This window comes from Pseudomonas sp. 1928-m, assembly GCF_029269135.1.
GTDB lineage: Bacteria > Pseudomonadota > Gammaproteobacteria > Pseudomonadales > Pseudomonadaceae > Aquipseudomonas.
Window position 1 is genome coordinate 1008692 of sequence record NZ_JARIXO010000001.1, and the last position, 15200, is coordinate 1023891.

13 protein-coding genes are annotated in these 15200 nt (G+C 59.0%); 7 read left to right on the plus strand and 6 right to left on the minus strand.

Going from position 1 to position 15200, the window contains the following annotated elements:
• Positions 1-4: 4 nt before the first annotated feature.
• Positions 5-469 carry a CreA family protein gene (locus tag P3C18_RS04450; protein ID WP_275960658.1) on the plus strand — a complete coding sequence of 155 codons (465 nt, stop codon included), beginning with the start codon at positions 5-7 and terminating at the stop codon, positions 467-469.
• Between the two features lie 156 nt (positions 470-625).
• On the opposite strand, the gene rpsT is transcribed toward P3C18_RS04450, so the two are convergent.
• On the minus strand, positions 626-904 hold the full coding sequence (rpsT, locus tag P3C18_RS04455; protein ID WP_136663161.1) for a 30S ribosomal protein S20: 279 nt from the start codon (positions 902-904) through the stop codon (positions 626-628).
• Positions 905-1081: 177 nt separating this feature from the next.
• Between rpsT and murJ the strand changes: the two genes are divergently transcribed.
• The 6 genes from murJ (at position 1082) to ispH (ending at position 8519) form a co-directional block, all read left to right on the plus strand.
• Positions 1082-2626 (plus strand): murein biosynthesis integral membrane protein MurJ, encoded by a 1545-nt coding sequence (murJ, locus tag P3C18_RS04460; protein ID WP_275960659.1) that lies wholly within the window; start codon positions 1082-1084, stop codon positions 2624-2626.
• Positions 2627-2702: 76 nt separating this feature from the next.
• The gene (gene ribF / locus P3C18_RS04465) at positions 2703-3629 is read left to right on the plus strand and encodes a bifunctional riboflavin kinase/FAD synthetase (RefSeq protein ID WP_275960660.1); all 927 of its coding nucleotides are present in this window, start codon (positions 2703-2705) and stop codon (positions 3627-3629) included.
• A 48-nt stretch (positions 3630-3677) separates the two neighbouring features.
• Positions 3678-6509, plus strand: coding sequence for an isoleucine--tRNA ligase (gene ileS, locus P3C18_RS04470; protein WP_275960661.1), 2832 nt, complete (start codon positions 3678-3680; stop codon positions 6507-6509).
• A complete protein-coding gene (lspA, locus tag P3C18_RS04475; protein ID WP_160085553.1) occupies positions 6502-7011 on the plus strand; it encodes a signal peptidase II in 510 nt (169 codons plus the stop codon). Before ileS ends, lspA begins: the two co-directional genes overlap by 8 nt.
• Positions 7008-7445, plus strand: a complete 438-nt coding sequence (fkpB, locus tag P3C18_RS04480; protein WP_275960662.1) for an FKBP-type peptidyl-prolyl cis-trans isomerase — start codon at positions 7008-7010, stop codon at positions 7443-7445. Before lspA ends, fkpB begins: the two co-directional genes overlap by 4 nt.
• A gap of 129 nt (positions 7446-7574) precedes the next feature.
• Positions 7575-8519, plus strand: coding sequence for a 4-hydroxy-3-methylbut-2-enyl diphosphate reductase (gene ispH, locus P3C18_RS04485; protein WP_275960663.1), 945 nt, complete (start codon positions 7575-7577; stop codon positions 8517-8519).
• Positions 8520-8649: 130 nt separating this feature from the next.
• Here the strand turns inward: ispH and P3C18_RS04490 are convergent, their stop codons facing one another.
• Genes P3C18_RS04490 through pilV form a run of 5 tightly spaced genes read right to left on the minus strand, consistent with a single transcriptional unit; the run spans position 8650 to position 15195 of the window.
• Entirely contained in the window at positions 8650-9021 is a 372-nt protein-coding gene (locus P3C18_RS04490) for a prepilin-type N-terminal cleavage/methylation domain-containing protein (protein ID WP_275960664.1), read from the minus strand.
• 8 nt (positions 9022-9029) lie between these two features.
• Positions 9030-13598 carry a PilC/PilY family type IV pilus protein gene (locus P3C18_RS04495; protein ID WP_275960665.1) on the minus strand — a complete coding sequence of 1523 codons (4569 nt, stop codon included), beginning with the start codon at positions 13596-13598 and terminating at the stop codon, positions 9030-9032.
• 44 nt (positions 13599-13642) lie between these two features.
• Positions 13643-14068: a PilX N-terminal domain-containing pilus assembly protein gene (locus P3C18_RS04500; RefSeq protein ID WP_275960666.1), complete on the minus strand. Its 426-nt coding sequence runs from the start codon at positions 14066-14068 to the stop codon at positions 13643-13645.
• Positions 14069-14071: 3 nt separating this feature from the next.
• Positions 14072-14632: a prepilin-type N-terminal cleavage/methylation domain-containing protein gene (locus P3C18_RS04505; RefSeq protein WP_275960667.1), complete on the minus strand. Its 561-nt coding sequence runs from the start codon at positions 14630-14632 to the stop codon at positions 14072-14074.
• A complete protein-coding gene (pilV, locus tag P3C18_RS04510; RefSeq protein WP_275960668.1) occupies positions 14629-15195 on the minus strand; it encodes a type IV pilus modification protein PilV in 567 nt (188 codons plus the stop codon). The genes P3C18_RS04505 and pilV overlap by 4 nt, the downstream gene beginning before the upstream one ends.
• Positions 15196-15200: the final 5 nt, after the last annotated feature.

Consider the following 15200-nt stretch of genomic DNA (forward strand, 5'->3'; position numbering starts at 1 on the left):
GCTGATGCGAGTCGTAAAGGGATTGCTGGGTGCGTTGGTGCTGCTGCCTGGGTTGGCGGCGGCCGAGCAGATCGGTGAAGTGTCGACGGTTTTCAAAATCATGGGGCCGAACGACAAGATCGTCGTCGAGGCCTTTGATGATCCTAAGGTGGCGGGGGTGACCTGCTACCTGTCGCGGGCCAAGACGGGTGGCGTCAAGGGCGGTCTGGGGCTGGCCGAGGATCGCGCCGAGGCGTCGATTGCTTGTCGCCAGGTCGGGCCGATCAGCTTCTTGGAGAAGCTCAAAGAGGGCGAGGAGGTGTTTCGTGAGCGCACTTCGCTGGTGTTCAAGACCATGCAGGTGGTGCGGTTCTTCGATCAGAAGCGCAATACCCTGGTTTATCTGGTCTACAGCGACCGGGTAATCGAGGGCAGCCCGCAGAACGCGGTGACGGCCATTCCGATTCTGCCCTGGCCGGAAAAGCCCTGAGTCAAAAAAAGCCCGAAGCGATTCGGGCTTTTTTGTGGCCTGCCGACCGTGGCGATTGCCTCTGGGGGTTGCAGGCTGCGCCGGCAATTATTACGGGCAATAAAAAACCGGCGGTTAAGCCGGTTTTTCAAGAACTAGTAGCGTGTCGCAAACAGCTTAGGCAGCTGCAGCTTCGCCCAGGGCCTTGATATGGCCATTCAGGCGGCTCTTATGACGAGCGGCTTTGTTCTTGTGGATGATGCCTTTGTCGGCCATACGGTCGATTACCGGCACAGCCAGGGTGTAAGCAGTAGTAGCAAGGGCGACGTCTTTGGCTTCGATAGCCTTGACGACGTTCTTGATGTAAGTACGAACCATCGAGCGCTGGCTGGCGTTATGGCTACGACGCTTCTCAGCCTGTTTTGCGCGTTTTTTGGCAGAAGGTGTATTGGCCACCGTCAAGCTCCTCGAAAAAATTCTGGGGGTTACAAACAAATAAGGCCGCGAATCATGCCGATATGAGGGAGTGCTGTCAAGCCTGTTGGCTTTTCCCTGTGCTGGCCTGACCAGTGGCAGACCGCTACACTCGTCGCCTTTGCGCGCCAGTGCTTGTTTGCGGAGTCGGGATATTACATGAATTTGCTCAAGTCGTTGGCCGCTGTCAGCTCCATGACCATGCTTTCGCGTGTATTGGGCTTTGTGCGCGACACCATCATTGCCCGCACCTTCGGCGCTGGCGTGGCCTCGGACGCCTTTGTGGTGGCGTTCAAGCTGCCCAATCTGCTGCGTCGGATTTTTGCCGAGGGCGCGTTTTCCCAAGCTTTTGTGCCGATTCTGGCTGAGTACAAGACTCAGCAGGGTGATGAGGCTACACGCACGTTCCTGGCTTACGTGACCGGTCTGCTGACTCTGGTGTTGGCGCTGGTGACCTTTATCGGCATTTTGGCGGCGCCTTGGATTGTCTGGGCGTCTGCGCCGGGGTTTGCCGATGAGGCAGAACGTTTTGAGCTGACCACCGATCTGTTGCGGGTCACCTTTCCTTATATCTTGCTGATCTCCCTGTCCTCGCTGGCGGGGGCGGTGCTCAATACCTGGAACCGCTTCTCGGTGCCGGCCTTTGTGCCGACGCTGCTGAATATCAGCATGATCGTGTTTGCCCTGTTTCTGACGCCTTACTTCGATCCACCAATCATGGTGCTGGGCTGGGCGGTGCTGGTAGGCGGTTTGGCGCAGTTGCTGTTCCAACTACCGCATCTGCACAAGATCGGCATGCTGGTGCTGCCGCGGCTGAACCTCAAGGACACCGGCGTGTGGCGCGTGGTCAAGCAGATGGGGCCAGCGATCTTTGGCGTATCGGTCAGCCAGATTTCGTTGATCATCAACACCATCTTCGCCTCCTTTTTGGTCGCAGGCTCGGTGTCCTGGATGTATTACGCCGACCGTCTGATGGAATTGCCGGCCGGTGTGCTTGGCGTGGCGCTGGGCACCATCCTGCTGCCGGCCTTGTCGAAAACCCATGCCGGTGCCAGTCGCGAGGACTATTCCAAGCTGCTCGACTGGGGTTTGCGTCTGTGCCTGGTGTTGGCGTTACCCAGTGCGGTGGCGTTGGCGGTTATCTCCGAGCCGCTGATTGCCTCGCTGTTCCAGTACGGCAAGTTCACCGCTGCCGATACCGACATGACCCAGCGCGCCTTGATCGCTTATTCGTTGGGCTTGGTCGGCATTATTCTGGTGAAAATTCTCGCGCCGGCCTTCTACGCCCAGCAGAACATTAAGACCCCGGTGCGTATTGGTCTGGTGACGCTGCTGGCGACCCAGGTGATGAATGCGCTGTTTGTGTTTGTGTTCAAGCTGGAACATGCCGGTCTGGCGTTGGCCATCGGCTTGGCCGCCTGTCTGAATGCCGTGCTGTTGTACTGGCAGCTACGCAAACGCGACATGTTCCAGCCGCAGCCGGGTTGGGCGCTGTTCCTTGGCAAGCTGTTGCTGGCGTTGCTGGTGATGGTGGGCGTGCTGCTGCTGGCTATGCAGCAGCTGCCGGCCTGGGCGGACGGCACCATGCTCTGGCGTTTGCTGCGCCTGGGTGGGCTGGTGGGTGTGGGGTTGCTGGCCTATTTGGCCGTGTTGGCGCTGCTGGGGTTTCGACTGAAGGATTTTGCGCGGCGTAGCGTGCACTGATGACGGCTGATTTGCTGCCTGTTGTCCGCTGCCCGGTGTGCGTATAATCGGCCACTTTATGAGCAAGAAGCGCGTTATGCAGCTGGTTCGAGGCCTACACAACTTGCGGCCCCAGCATCGGGGCTGTGTCGCCACCATCGGCAATTTTGACGGTGTCCATCGTGGTCATCAGGCCATTTTGGCGCGTTTGCGTGAGCGTTCCGCCGAGCTCGGTGTGCCCAGCTGCGTGTTGATTTTCGAGCCGCAGCCGCGCGAGTTTTTTGCCCCCGATGTTGCCCCGGCGCGCTTGGCGCGGCTGCGCGACAAGCTGGCATTGCTGGCCGCCGAGGGCGTTGATCGGGTGCTGTGCCTGAGCTTCAACCGCCGCTTGCGTGAGCTGAGCGCTGCCGAGTTTGTGCATCGCGTGCTGGTAGAAGGCCTGGGTGTGCAGCACTTGGAAGTGGGTGATGACTTCCGCTTCGGCTGTGACCGCGCCGGTGACTTCGGCTTTCTGGCCGAGGCCGGTGAGCGCGAAGGCTTTAGCGTCGAGGCTGCCAGCACGGTTGAGCTGGACGGTATTCGCGTCAGCAGTACGCGCGTGCGTGAAGCCCTCGGTGCCGGGGATTTCGCCTTAGCGCAGCACCTGCTTGGGCGACCTTTTCAGATCGCCGGACGGGTGTTGCACGGGCAGAAACTGGGGCGTCAGCTGAATGCGCCGACTGCCAATGTGCAGCTCAAGCGCAAGCGAGTGCCGCTCAAGGGCGTGTACCTGGTCAGCACCGAGGTTGACGGCCAAACCTGGCCGGGTGTGGCCAACATTGGTGTGCGCCCGAGCGTGGCCGGTGATGGCCGCGCTCATCTGGAAGTGCATTTGCTGGACTTTGCCGGTGATTTATATGGCCGGCGTTTGACGGTGGCTTTCCACCACAAGCTGCGCGATGAGCAGCGTTTCGCCTCCCTTGAGGCATTGAAGACGGCTATTGCTGCCGATATTGCTGCCGCCCGTGCCCATTGGCGCGTTTAAGCACCCGGCTTCAACTGCTGGGTGCCAATCGCTTACGAAGAGCCTGAAATGACCGATTACAAAGCCACGCTTAATCTGCCTGACACCCAATTTCCGATGAAGGCCGGCCTGCCGCAGCGCGAGCCGCAGATTCTGCAGCGCTGGAACGAGATTGGCCTGTATCAGAAGCTGCGCGCGCAAGGCGAAGGTCGGCCGAAGTTTGTTCTTCACGACGGCCCGCCCTATGCCAATGGCAGCATTCACATCGGTCATGCGGTCAACAAGATCCTCAAGGACATCATCACCCGTTCCAAGACCCTGGCCGGTTTCGACGCTCCCTATGTGCCGGGTTGGGACTGTCATGGCCTGCCGATTGAACACAAGGTGGAAACCACCTTCGGCAAGAATCAGCCGTCTGACCTGACCCGCGAGCGCTGCCGCACCTATGCCGGTGAGCAGATCGAAGGGCAGAAGGCCGACTTCGTTCGCCTCGGTGTGCTGGGCGATTGGGATAACCCCTACAAGACCATGGATTTTGCCAACGAAGCCGGCGAAATCCGCGCGCTGGCCGAGATGGTCAAGCAGGGCTTTGTGTTCAAGGGGCTTAAGCCGGTCAACTGGTGTTTCGATTGCGGCTCGGCACTGGCTGAGGCCGAAGTCGAGTATCAGGACAAGAAGTCCGATGCCATCGACGTCGCCTTCGTGGTTGAAGATGCCGACAAGCTGGCCGCCGCGTTTGGTCTGGCCAGCCTACCGAAGCCTGCGTCCATCGTGATCTGGACCACTACGCCTTGGACCATTCCGGCCAACCAGGCGCTGAACGTTCACCCTGAATTCACCTACGCGCTGGTCGATACCGGCGAGCGTCTGCTGCTGCTGGCTGAGGATCTGGTAGAAGGCTGCTTGGCCCGTTATGGCCTGCAGGGCGAAGTGATCGCCACCGCGCCCGGCGCAGCGCTGGAGTTGATCCGCTTCCGTCATCCGTTCTATGAGCGCTTCGCCCCGGTTTACCTGGCCGAGTACGTCGAACTGGGCGCCGGTACCGGCGTCGTGCACTCGGCCCCGGCCTATGGCGAGGACGACTTCCGTTCCTGCAAAGGCTACGCCATGAGCAATGACGACATCCTCAGCCCGGTGCAGAGCAACGGTGTGTATGTCAGCGACCTGCCGTTCTTTGGCGGCCAGTTTATCTGGAAGGCCAACCCGGCCATCGTTGCCAAGCTGGAAGAAGTCGGCGCGCTGCTCAAGCACGAAGCCATTCAGCACAGCTATATGCATTGCTGGCGCCACAAGACTCCGCTGATCTACCGCGCCACCGCGCAGTGGTTTGTCGGCATGGACAAGCAGCCCAATGAAGGCGGCACTCTGCGTGAGCGCGCGCTGGCCGCTATCGAGCAGACCGCATTCGTGCCTGCCTGGGGCCAGGCGCGGCTGCACAGCATGATCGCCGGTCGTCCGGACTGGTGCATCTCGCGTCAGCGTAACTGGGGCGTGCCAATCCCGTTTTTCCTGCACAAGGCCACGGGCGAGTTGCACCCGCGCAGCGCCGAGTTGATGGAAGAAGTGGCCAAACGTGTCGAGCAAGAGGGCATCGAGGCCTGGTTCAAGCTGGATGCCGCCGAGCTGCTCGGCGATGAAGCCGCTGACTACGACAAGATCAGCGACACCCTGGACGTCTGGTTTGACTCCGGCACCACCCATTGGCACGTGCTGCGTGGCTCGCACAACCTGGGCCATGCCAGCGGCCCGCGTGCCGATCTGTACCTTGAAGGCTCCGACCAGCACCGCGGCTGGTTCCATTCATCCTTGCTGACCGGCGCGGCAATCGACGGCCACGCGCCGTACAAAGAGCTGCTGACTCACGGTTTCGTGGTCGATGAGAACGGCCGCAAGATGTCCAAGTCGCTGGGTAACGTGGTTGCGCCGCAGGAAGTGAACGACAGCCTGGGCGCCGATATCCTGCGTTTGTGGGTGTCGTCCACTGACTATTCGGGCGAGATGGCGGTGTCCAAGGTCATCCTGCAGCGCAGCGCCGATTCCTACCGGCGCATCCGTAACACTGCGCGCTTCCTGCTCTCCAACCTCAGCGGCTTCGACCCGGCGCAGCACCTGCTGCCTGCGGAAGACATGCTGGCGCTGGATCGTTGGGCCGTAGATCGCGCCCTGTTGCTGCAGCGCGAAATCGAAGAAGCCTACGACAGCTATCGCTTCTGGAACGTTTACCAGAAAGTGCACAACTTCTGCGTGCAGGAGCTGGGCGGTTTCTACCTCGATATTATCAAGGACCGTCAGTACACCACCGCCGCCGACAGCGTGGCGCGTCGCTCCTGCCAGACCGCGCTGTTCCACATCGCCGAAGCCCTGGTGCGCTGGATCGCTCCGGTGTTGTCTTTCACCGCCGATGAGCTGTGGGAATACCTGCCCGGTGCGCGTAACGAGTCGGTAATGCTCAATGGCTGGTATCAGGGCCTGAACGAGCTGCCGGAAGGCTTCGAGCTGGATCGTGCGTTCTGGGAGCGCGTGATGGCGGTCAAGGTCGCGGTAAACAAGGAGATGGAAAACCTGCGTGCAGCCAAGGCCATCGGCGGCAACCTGCAGGCGGAAGTCACCCTGTATGCCGAAGACAGCCTGATTGCTGATCTGAACAAACTGGGCAACGAGCTGCGCTTTGTGCTGATCACTTCCACCGCCAGCCTGGCGCCGCTCGCCGGCGCGCCGAGTGATGCTGTGGAAACCGAAGTCGCGGGGCTCAAGCTCAAAGTGCTGAAGTCCGGGCATGCCAAGTGCGCCCGTTGCTGGCATCACCGCGAGGACGTTGGGGTGAACCCAGCACATCCGGAAATTTGCGGTCGCTGCGTGGACAACATCGAAGGCGCAGGTGAGGTTCGTCACTATGCGTGATAACGCTAGTCGTTTCGGGCGTTTGGCCTGGTTGTGGCTGAGTCTGTTGGTGTTTGTAGTCGATCAAGCGAGCAAGTTCTGGTTCGACAACAACCTGAGCATGTACCAGCAGATCGTGATCATCCCCGATTACTTTAGCTGGACCCTGGCTTACAACACCGGTGCGGCATTCAGCTTCCTGGCCGATGCGGCCGGCTGGCAGCGCTGGTTCTTCGCTGCGATAGCGGTGGTGGTGAGCGGAGTACTGGTGGTATGGCTCAAGCGCCTAAAACCTGGCGAAACCTGGCTTGCGGTGGCGTTGGCGTTAGTTCTGGGTGGTGCACTGGGTAACCTGGTCGATCGCGTGGTGTTTGGTCATGTGGTCGACTTCATCCTGCTGCACTGGCATCAGCAGTGGTACTTCCCGGCCTTCAACGTGGCCGATATGGCCATCACCGGCGGCGCCATCCTGCTGGCGCTGGATATGTTCAAAAGTGAAAAGTCCGGAGAAACAGGCAAATGACTGACGTGCGTATCGGTCCGGACAGGGAAGTGACCCTGCATTTCGCCCTCAAGCTGGACAACGGCGATGTGGTCGACAGCACCTTCGATAAAAAGCCCGCCACCTTCAAGGTCGGCGATGGCAACCTGCTGCCAGGCTTTGAACAAGCTATTTACGGGCTGAAGGCGGGTGACAAGCGCAGCCTGTCGATCAGCCCGGAGCAGGGCTTTGGTCAGGGCAATCCGCAGAATATCCAGATCATGCCGCGCAGCCAGTTTCAGGATATGGAGCTGTCTGAGGGCCTGCTGGTGATCTTCAACGATGCCGCCAATGCCGAGTTGCCGGGTGTGGTCAAAGCTTTTGACGACAGCCAGGTGACTATCGACTTCAACCACCCGCTGGCCGGCAAGGCGCTGAGCTTCGATGTGGAAATTATTGAGGTCAAAGCGCTCTGATCTGTAGCCCGGATGAAATCCGGGAAAACGCGAATGCCCCTCCCGGATTCTGTCCGGGTTGCGCAAAGCGGGAGCGCTGTTCGATCCCGCGTTAAACTTGCCCCTGAACGACCGCGTGTCGAGGCTCTCATGCATATCAAACTCGCCAATCCCCGCGGCTTTTGTGCCGGTGTCGACCGCGCCATTGAGATCGTCAACCGCGCCCTGGAAGTCTTCGGCCCGCCCATCTATGTGCGCCATGAAGTCGTGCACAACAAGTTCGTGGTCGAAGACCTGCGTTCGCGCGGCGCCGTATTTGTTGAAGAACTGGATCAGATTCCTGATGACGTTATCGTTATCTTCAGCGCCCACGGCGTCTCCCAGGCTGTGCGCACAGAGGCAGAGCGCCGCGGCCTGAAGATCTTCGACGCCACCTGCCCGTTGGTCACCAAGGTGCATATGGAAGTGGTGCGTTACAGCCGCGAGGGGCGCGAGTGCATCCTGATCGGCCACGAAGGCCATCCAGAAGTCGAAGGCACCATGGGCCAATACGACGCCAGCAACGGCGGCACCATCTATCTGGTAGAAGATGAAGCCGACGTGGCAGAACTACAGGTACGCAATCCCGAAGCCCTAGCCTTCGTCACCCAGACCACCCTGTCGATGGATGACACCAGCAAAGTCATCGACGCCCTGCGCAGCAAATTCCCCGCCATCGGCGGCCCACGCAAGGACGACATCTGCTACGCCACCCAAAACCGCCAGGACGCGGTCAAACAACTCGCCGCCGAATGTGACATGCTGCTGGTTGTAGGCAGCCCCAACAGCTCCAACTCCAACCGCCTGCGCGAACTGGCCGAACGTATGGGCACTCCCGCCTACCTGATTGATGGCGCAGAAGACCTCAAGCAGGAGTGGTTTGCGGGTGTGGCAGGTATTGGGATTACGGCGGGCGCATCGGCGCCGGAGGTGCTGGTACAGGGCGTAATTCAGCAACTGAGCGAGTGGGGCGCAACCGGTGCGCAAGAGTTGCAGGGGCGGCCTGAGAATGTGACGTTCTCGATGCCGAAGGAGTTGCGGGTGAAGGCGCTCTAGCGTTCTTTTAGGTGGTGGCTATTCACGCAGGTAGAGGCGCGTATGCCATCCTAAAGATTGAGTCACCTACGAAAAACGCCGCGCTCTTTGTCAGGGTGCGGCGTTTTTCGTTGACCGAGGTGGGCAGCTGTTACCAGCCACATTTCCCAGTGAGTGAACCTCCATGCGCATTGGCTGCTGTCAGCGTCATGTTGCCACTGATGCGGGCCCCTGAGGTGGTGGAAACTGTCAGCGTGTAGTCCGTTGCACTGACATCGCTGGCGGCTATGCCGAATACTGTACTGCTGCTATTAAGGACGGTATTGGCGTCGTACTTGCCTCCGTTCTCGGCCCTGCGCCGTTCCATTTGTTGGGAGGCGCTGTTTAGTAGCGCCTTACCGTCCTCGCACTGAGCCTTCTCCACATAACTGATGTAGCTGGGCAGTGCTATCGAGGCAAGAATTGCCAGGATAGCCATGGTGATGACCAGCTCAAGCAGGGTGAAACCGTTTTGCTTGTTCATCTATCTGCTCATTCGTCTTCGGGTTTATCGGTCCAGTACAGCCGGCTCTTGTTGGCCATGTCATAGCCTTTCGGTGGCGTTGGGCAGTTCGGGCCGGTGCATTGTGGTGGGTTGGGTGGTGTTTCGGCCAGCTGTGACGGGTCGTTATAGGCCCAGCAGGTGTCGCCCTTGCAGTAGACTTGTGGGTTGGACGGTAGAGTTGCCCCCTTGAGCACGCTGAAGCGTGTGTCGCCTACAGCTGTGCCGTCCAGCAGGTTCACCCGGTAGCCACGGGATACGCCCAGGTTGGCGCGGCAGGCGCTTTGCGCGAGTACCGGCTGGTAGGTGTTGAAGTACAGCTCGCCACCAATGACCATAGTACTTGACAGTACCTTCTCGCCATTGCTGGTCAGATTGATATACCAGCCACTCTTGTCCAGCAGGGCTTTTTGTTTGGCCTGATCGCTTGCCGTTTCCACTTTCAGCAAGTCGGTGGCGTTGTACAGATCGCCTTCTACCAAGGTTGGGCCGAATTTGTTCAGGTCTTCGGTACGGAAGGAGTAGAAGCGATCCTGAATCACCTTGTCCAGTGGGTGGCCACGGTAACCGGAGCCGATGCTGACGCTCAGGTTGAGCTTGTTCTTGACGTTGACCAGAGTGATTGCCGGCTCGCTGTAGAAGCGTCGTGCGCTGGCTGCATCGGCTCCGGCCACGCTTGCAAGCACCTTACCCGAAGCCAGGCTGTTACCGCTGCCACCATTATTGATCAGGAAACGCCAGACTTGCCCGCCCATGTCGCCGACGAAGAGCTGCGTAGTCAGCCCATCCGCGTTGATGGTTGGTTGATTGGCGGCGTTCACTTCTAGGCCGATAACGCTGACCTTGCTTGGTACGCTGTACTTCATGTCGATACCAGACCCGGACGCGGACCAGAGCAGTGCGCCGGTTTCTGCATTGACGATAAACAGGTCGTTGCCTTGGCCGTCGGTGCGACGGATATTGTCCGGTGGAGGCAGCTTGTCTTGGTTCGTGTCATAGCCACCACCGAAGATCAGTACGTCGGTGATGCTGCTGCCGACCTTGATCTTGGTCTTGATCGGTGCTGACCAAGTTTGACCCAGGCGAGTGAAGTTGCCGCTGCCGCCCTGGATGAGCCACTTGAGTTTTGGAGATGTGCGGTTAGTGATGTCCAAGGCGTAGAGATTGCGCCCGCCACGGCCCATGCTGGCGTAAGCGTAAACGAAGTCGCTGCCATCGATCACACCATCCTTACTCTTGTCCTCTGCCCATACAGTGACGCTGTTGTCCATGCCGTATAGGTGGGAACGATCCCCTGTATTTTCGTTGTCAGCTAGGCGTCTGAGATTGGCCAGCAGTTCCTTGGGCATGAAAGCAAACTGCTCAGCACCCGTTTTGGTGTCGAACATTTGTACGAAGCCTTCGTTGGTGCCGATGATAGCGCTCTCTATTTCGTCGGTGCATTCGCCTTTGGCATTCTTGGCGTTGCAGCCGTAGGTCACCACGCTAGGGGTGGAGTGGATGGGGTCGCCGATGGTTTGACGCAGGCTATTGGTGCCGGTTTCAAAACCACGGATGTAGTTGATCAGTACGTCGCGCTCGGCATTGTCCTTCGCGCCAATCTGGGCGGCGGTCAGTGTGGTATCGAGCTTGTTGAGGGTGGTATCGCCCGCGATATTGGTCCACAGGTTGCGGCTGGCTGGAACTGGCAGCTTACTGGCGGCGCCCCCGGCGGTGACGTTGCTACCATCGTTGGCAGTGGACCACCAACTGCGGGCGCTGCTGCGGAACACGCCGGTATTGGCGTCAATAGCAGGCGCGCTGTCCTGATCGAGGATCAATGGCAGGCCATTGCTGATGCCCATGCGGTAGCGTTTGAGGTTGCCAGCCCAGCGATCTGTGCTGGCTGGGCGGAATAAGGAGAAATACAACTGATCCTTGTGATCCTGACGGTTGAAGGAGTTTACCGGTGCGGTGGCGCTGACGAAGGTGGTGTCGCTGGCCAATGCCTCTTGAATAATGGCGTTGAAAGCGTTAGCCAGGGCGCTGGCGTCGTCGGCGGTATATGCCTTGCCGCCGCCTGCTGTTGCTACGTCGGCCAGGAACTTCTTGGCGCCGGCGCTAGCCTGCAGAGCAAAGCCTACAGTGTGTGTTGTGACCAGGTTTTTGTCATCCAGGCTGTTGGACTGGTCAGTGTCGTTCAGCCATTTGGCGAGCTCCACACCGCAGGTTTCACCATCGGTTTGTTCGCCACTGTTACGACTGACGCAGCCGCCGCCGATGAGCGATTTTGCATTATTGATGATGGTAGTGCTGTTGCCGTTGGCTTGGCCGTCGCTCATCAGTACCACGTAGTTGGCCTGGCAGCTGCTTTCTATGGGACTGGTTGGCCCTTTGTGCTTGCCTGGCAGGGCAGTGTAGTAGCTGGCAGCTTGGTAAAGCAGGTTGACCAGCGGAGTACCGCTATTGGCCTGCATACTGCTGGTCACGCCCTTGAGGTAGTCACGCACCTTGTAGGTGTTGTCGGTGAGGTCGCTGGCCTTGTCCAGTGTGACCTGCAAACGAATGGCATCGGCTTTGCTGGTTTCAAAGGCCCGTAGGCTAAGGGAGGAGGCGGCGGAGGTCTGTTTGATCAGTACACTCAGAGCGTTGCCGTCTTTCCAGCCGCTGCGTGCCAGTACGTTTTGCAAGGCCGTTTTCAGCCCTGGGGCTTCGCAGTACACCGGAATGCCAGCCCCCTGGCTGGTGAAGGTACAACTGGTCTTGGCACTTGCGGTGCGTTGACCAAGGTTGTCGGTGCTGGCGCTGAAAGCAGCCGAGTCGTCGGCGTTGTCGAAGTAGACATCGGCGGTGACGGCGCTGTTGTTGGCGCTGCTGGGGGTGACGATCAGGCGTACGTCCTTGATGGTAGCCCCCTTCTTGAAAGGCACTTTCTGGAAGCGTGCACCGATATAGACGTTGGTGTCTGCGAACGACATTGTGCTTTCGCTGACACTTACGGTTTTGGTGTTCGAGCTATTGGTTCTGTACTGGCGGGCGTCGTCCTTGTCCTCAAGCAGGCTGAGATCGACGATTGGGGTCATGCATCCGGCTTCGCCGCCGGTATAGCTGATACTGAGCATGGGTTTGAAACCGTCATTGCCGTCCTGGCTGACGGCCGTGCGGCTGCCAGTGCCACCGCTAGGAGTGAGGGTGAAGGCCATGGCATTGTTGCCACACCAGCCTGCCCGATTGACAACGGCCTGCACCTGAGTGGTGACATCTGCGCCGTTTTCGGTATGGACTGGCGGATTCTCCGTACGCCAGGGGGCAGGTGTCCAGGGGGTGGCCGCAGTGGTTGCGCGGGCGGTGAAGTCTCCACCGCTGAAGTCGCTGGCGTTGTCGCTGTTCTCAGCGGCGACGCTGAAGCTGACCGTGCGATCGTCCGAGCTGGCGGGGACGAAGTTCAAGGTGGCACGGGTGATGATGGCACCCTGCGGCACGTTCACTGTCTGGAAGCGCAGGCCGGTGGTGCGAGGGGTATTTTCGTTGCCGGTATAGGTGATGGTCAGTTGCGGTGCGTTGACCACATCACCCACGGCGTAGTTGAACGTGGTCCTGCTGGTTGCACGCAGGCGAATGGCAAGGTCGCCGATGGGGTTGTGGGTTGGGCTGAGGTTCTGCTGGGCCTGCATCAGGTCAGTGATGTCTAGCTGGTGTACGCCAGCGATCACAGTGCTGGGCTTGGAGCTGTTGGCGGTGAAGGTGCTGGCAAGTGCAGAACTATGGTTAAAGGCTTCGGGAGTCTTGGAGTCGACCCGGCTAACGTTGAAAGTGGTACTGGCCACATTGCTCGGCGGGGTAATTGCCAGAATGGCGCTGGTAATGCTCACGCCCTTGGGAATGTTCAGGTTGCGAAACAACAGCAGACCATCGCTGCCGGAGCTGCCGGAGCCAGAGTTCAGGGTGGTTATCTTGTCTTTCGGGCATTGGGTGGTGGCATCCATCTTCACCGAGCAGGTGTAGGTTATGCCGCCGCTGGTACTCAGGTAATAGGTGCTGTTGTTGTTGGAGTAGACATTGGGTTCGCCCAGGCTACGGATGATCGGGCTACCAGGGTCGTTGACATAGCCCATGACCAAGGCCGGGTCAGCAATGTTGTTGCTGCCATTGTAGCGGCTGGCATCGTCTGCACTGATCTTGATTTCCGGGCTGGAAACTTTGACGTTGATCGGGGCGTCGATGTCTTCAACCGCTTGCAGCAGGCGTGGCACGCTGGCGTCTCCAGGGGCGCCAGCAGAGTTGTTCAGCACCATCAGGCCGACGTTGACGCCGCTGGTGGTGTTGAGCAAGTTGGTCATGGTGTCCTTGAGGACCTTCATCCTATTGCTGTTGTTATTACATGTGCTGTTGCTATTGAGACACCAGCCCATGGAGCCGGAGTCGTCGAGGATGAACAGTACGTTGGGCTGAATACCATTATCCGGCTTGGTGCCGAAGAAAATTTCGGTGTCGTCGGCGGTGCTAATTGCGCTATGCAGGAGCAGTGTGCCGGCCAGACCGAAGGCGCAGGTGCGGCGCAGGAACTGGAATGGAGTCATGGTGTTGGCCCTATTGGCTCGACGGTAGAAAGTACTTGGTGTGTTCACAGGATTTCTCCTCGGCGCTGCCCGCCCTGGCGATGGCTGGTGGTTACCGAGCATGTACCGCCGTCGCAGACGCTCCCGCCTTCGACTGTCAGGTCGAAGCAGTCCATTTGAGGGGAGCCTGGAGTCAGGCCAGAGCCGGTGCAGGGTACGTCCCAGCGGGATTTGCTTCCGGAAATTTTGAACTGGGTTGCGCCAATTGTGCCCGTGCTAGGGAGGACGGTCTGTTTGCTTAGATAGGCGCCGACCCAGTTGGCTATACCGCCTTCTGCAGCCAGGAAGGCCATATTGCGCTGCTCGCTATTGGAGGATATGCGCAGTTGCAGGGTTGCCTGGTTGGAGGCAGTGATTGCGATTATGGTCAGCATTAGCAGAAGGATCAGACTGACCAGCAGCACCATGCCATTTTGTTTGTTTGTGTTCATGGGTCAGTCCCGGGCAATTAGTCGGTTTTTGAATTCGTAGGTGGAGCTGAAATCACGTGCCGCAAAACTGGCCTGGGTACTTTTCACCTTGACGGCAATCACTACGGCATTGGCCGTGTCGGGGGTGCTGTTGGCGGGCAGCAGGGTGAAGGTGCCATCTACATCGTCGAGTAGGGGCTGTGCCGTGCCGCCATTCTTTGCCTGGGTCAGACCGCTGCTGGTGAAGGTGTAGGTGACGCTTTGTATATCATCGGGGTCGCATTTGGGAGAGAAGCTCAGGGTGAGACTTTTCTGTGTGCCGTCGAGCACTACGGCGTCCGCAAGAGGTTCTTCTGACCAGCTGTCCGATGTGCAGCTCCTGAGGCCAGACAGGCGGACATCAGCGCCGATAATTTCCATCGCCAGGCGGCCGTTTTCCTGTACGCGGGTCAGCTCCGAATTGCTGCGTCCGGACATGAAGGCGCTGCTGAACAGATCGGTGACGCCGAGGATCAGGATGGAGCTGATGAGCACTGCTACCATTACTTCGATCAAGGAAAGGCCAGTCTGTTTATACATGTTCATAGAGTTGTCACCACTTCAACATACTGCTTCTGGTTGTCTCCATCAGCACTGTTGTCCTGCCACTGGATTTTGACGGTGACGGTAGCTATGCCGAAGTCCTCGAACTGCGTCCCTGTCTGGAATGAAACCTTAGTGTTTGCGGTGTCCACACTAGGCAGGCTGGATTTGAGGGCTGTGCACCACGCGGCGATGTCGTAGTTGGCACGGCTCGCTCCTCCCGCCGGAACCGCCCCGCTCGGTGCACTGCAGGCGGGTAGACTGCTCAGTGCGTAACTGCCTGTGTTACCGGTCGTCTTATTGCTGCTGGGGTCGGTGACGAATAGCACTTTGTAATTCTTGCCTGTGTCTTCTGGATCTACCAGGTTGGAGCGCATGCGCTCTACAAAATCATAGGCCAACAGGGTGGCCTGACTACGCGAATAGGCGCTTTCGGTGGATTTTTGGCTGCGTGCCATCAGGCTGGCCATGCCGAGAAGACCAACGGCCAGAATGACCATGGCGACCATGACCTCAATTAGGGTGAAGCCGCGGTGGCGTGAGCGATGCGTTTTGTGCATTGTCATGTCCC

What these genes read in the sequence shown, in the direction of transcription:
- murJ (WP_275960659.1), top strand. Translation starts at nt 1,082, where the DNA reads ATGAATTTGCTCAAGTCGTTGGCCGCTGTCAGCTCCATGACCATGCTT.
- P3C18_RS04500 (WP_275960666.1), bottom strand. Translation starts at nt 14,068, where the DNA reads ATGAACACAAACAAACAAAATGGCATGGTGCTGCTGGTCAGTCTGATC.
- P3C18_RS04495 (WP_275960665.1), bottom strand. Translation starts at nt 13,598, where the DNA reads ATGACTCCATTCCAGTTCCTGCGCCGCACCTGCGCCTTCGGTCTGGCC.
- pilV (WP_275960668.1), bottom strand. Translation starts at nt 15,195, where the DNA reads ATGACAATGCACAAAACGCATCGCTCACGCCACCGCGGCTTCACCCTA.
- P3C18_RS04450 (WP_275960658.1), top strand. Translation starts at nt 5, where the DNA reads ATGCGAGTCGTAAAGGGATTGCTGGGTGCGTTGGTGCTGCTGCCTGGG.
- ispH (WP_275960663.1), top strand. Translation starts at nt 7,575, where the DNA reads ATGCATATCAAACTCGCCAATCCCCGCGGCTTTTGTGCCGGTGTCGAC.
- fkpB (WP_275960662.1), top strand. Translation starts at nt 7,008, where the DNA reads ATGACTGACGTGCGTATCGGTCCGGACAGGGAAGTGACCCTGCATTTC.
- ileS (WP_275960661.1), top strand. Translation starts at nt 3,678, where the DNA reads ATGACCGATTACAAAGCCACGCTTAATCTGCCTGACACCCAATTTCCG.
- ribF (WP_275960660.1), top strand. Translation starts at nt 2,703, where the DNA reads ATGCAGCTGGTTCGAGGCCTACACAACTTGCGGCCCCAGCATCGGGGC.
- P3C18_RS04505 (WP_275960667.1), bottom strand. Translation starts at nt 14,632, where the DNA reads ATGAACATGTATAAACAGACTGGCCTTTCCTTGATCGAAGTAATGGTA.
- P3C18_RS04490 (WP_275960664.1), bottom strand. Translation starts at nt 9,021, where the DNA reads ATGAACAAGCAAAACGGTTTCACCCTGCTTGAGCTGGTCATCACCATG.
- lspA (WP_160085553.1), top strand. Translation starts at nt 6,502, where the DNA reads ATGCGTGATAACGCTAGTCGTTTCGGGCGTTTGGCCTGGTTGTGGCTG.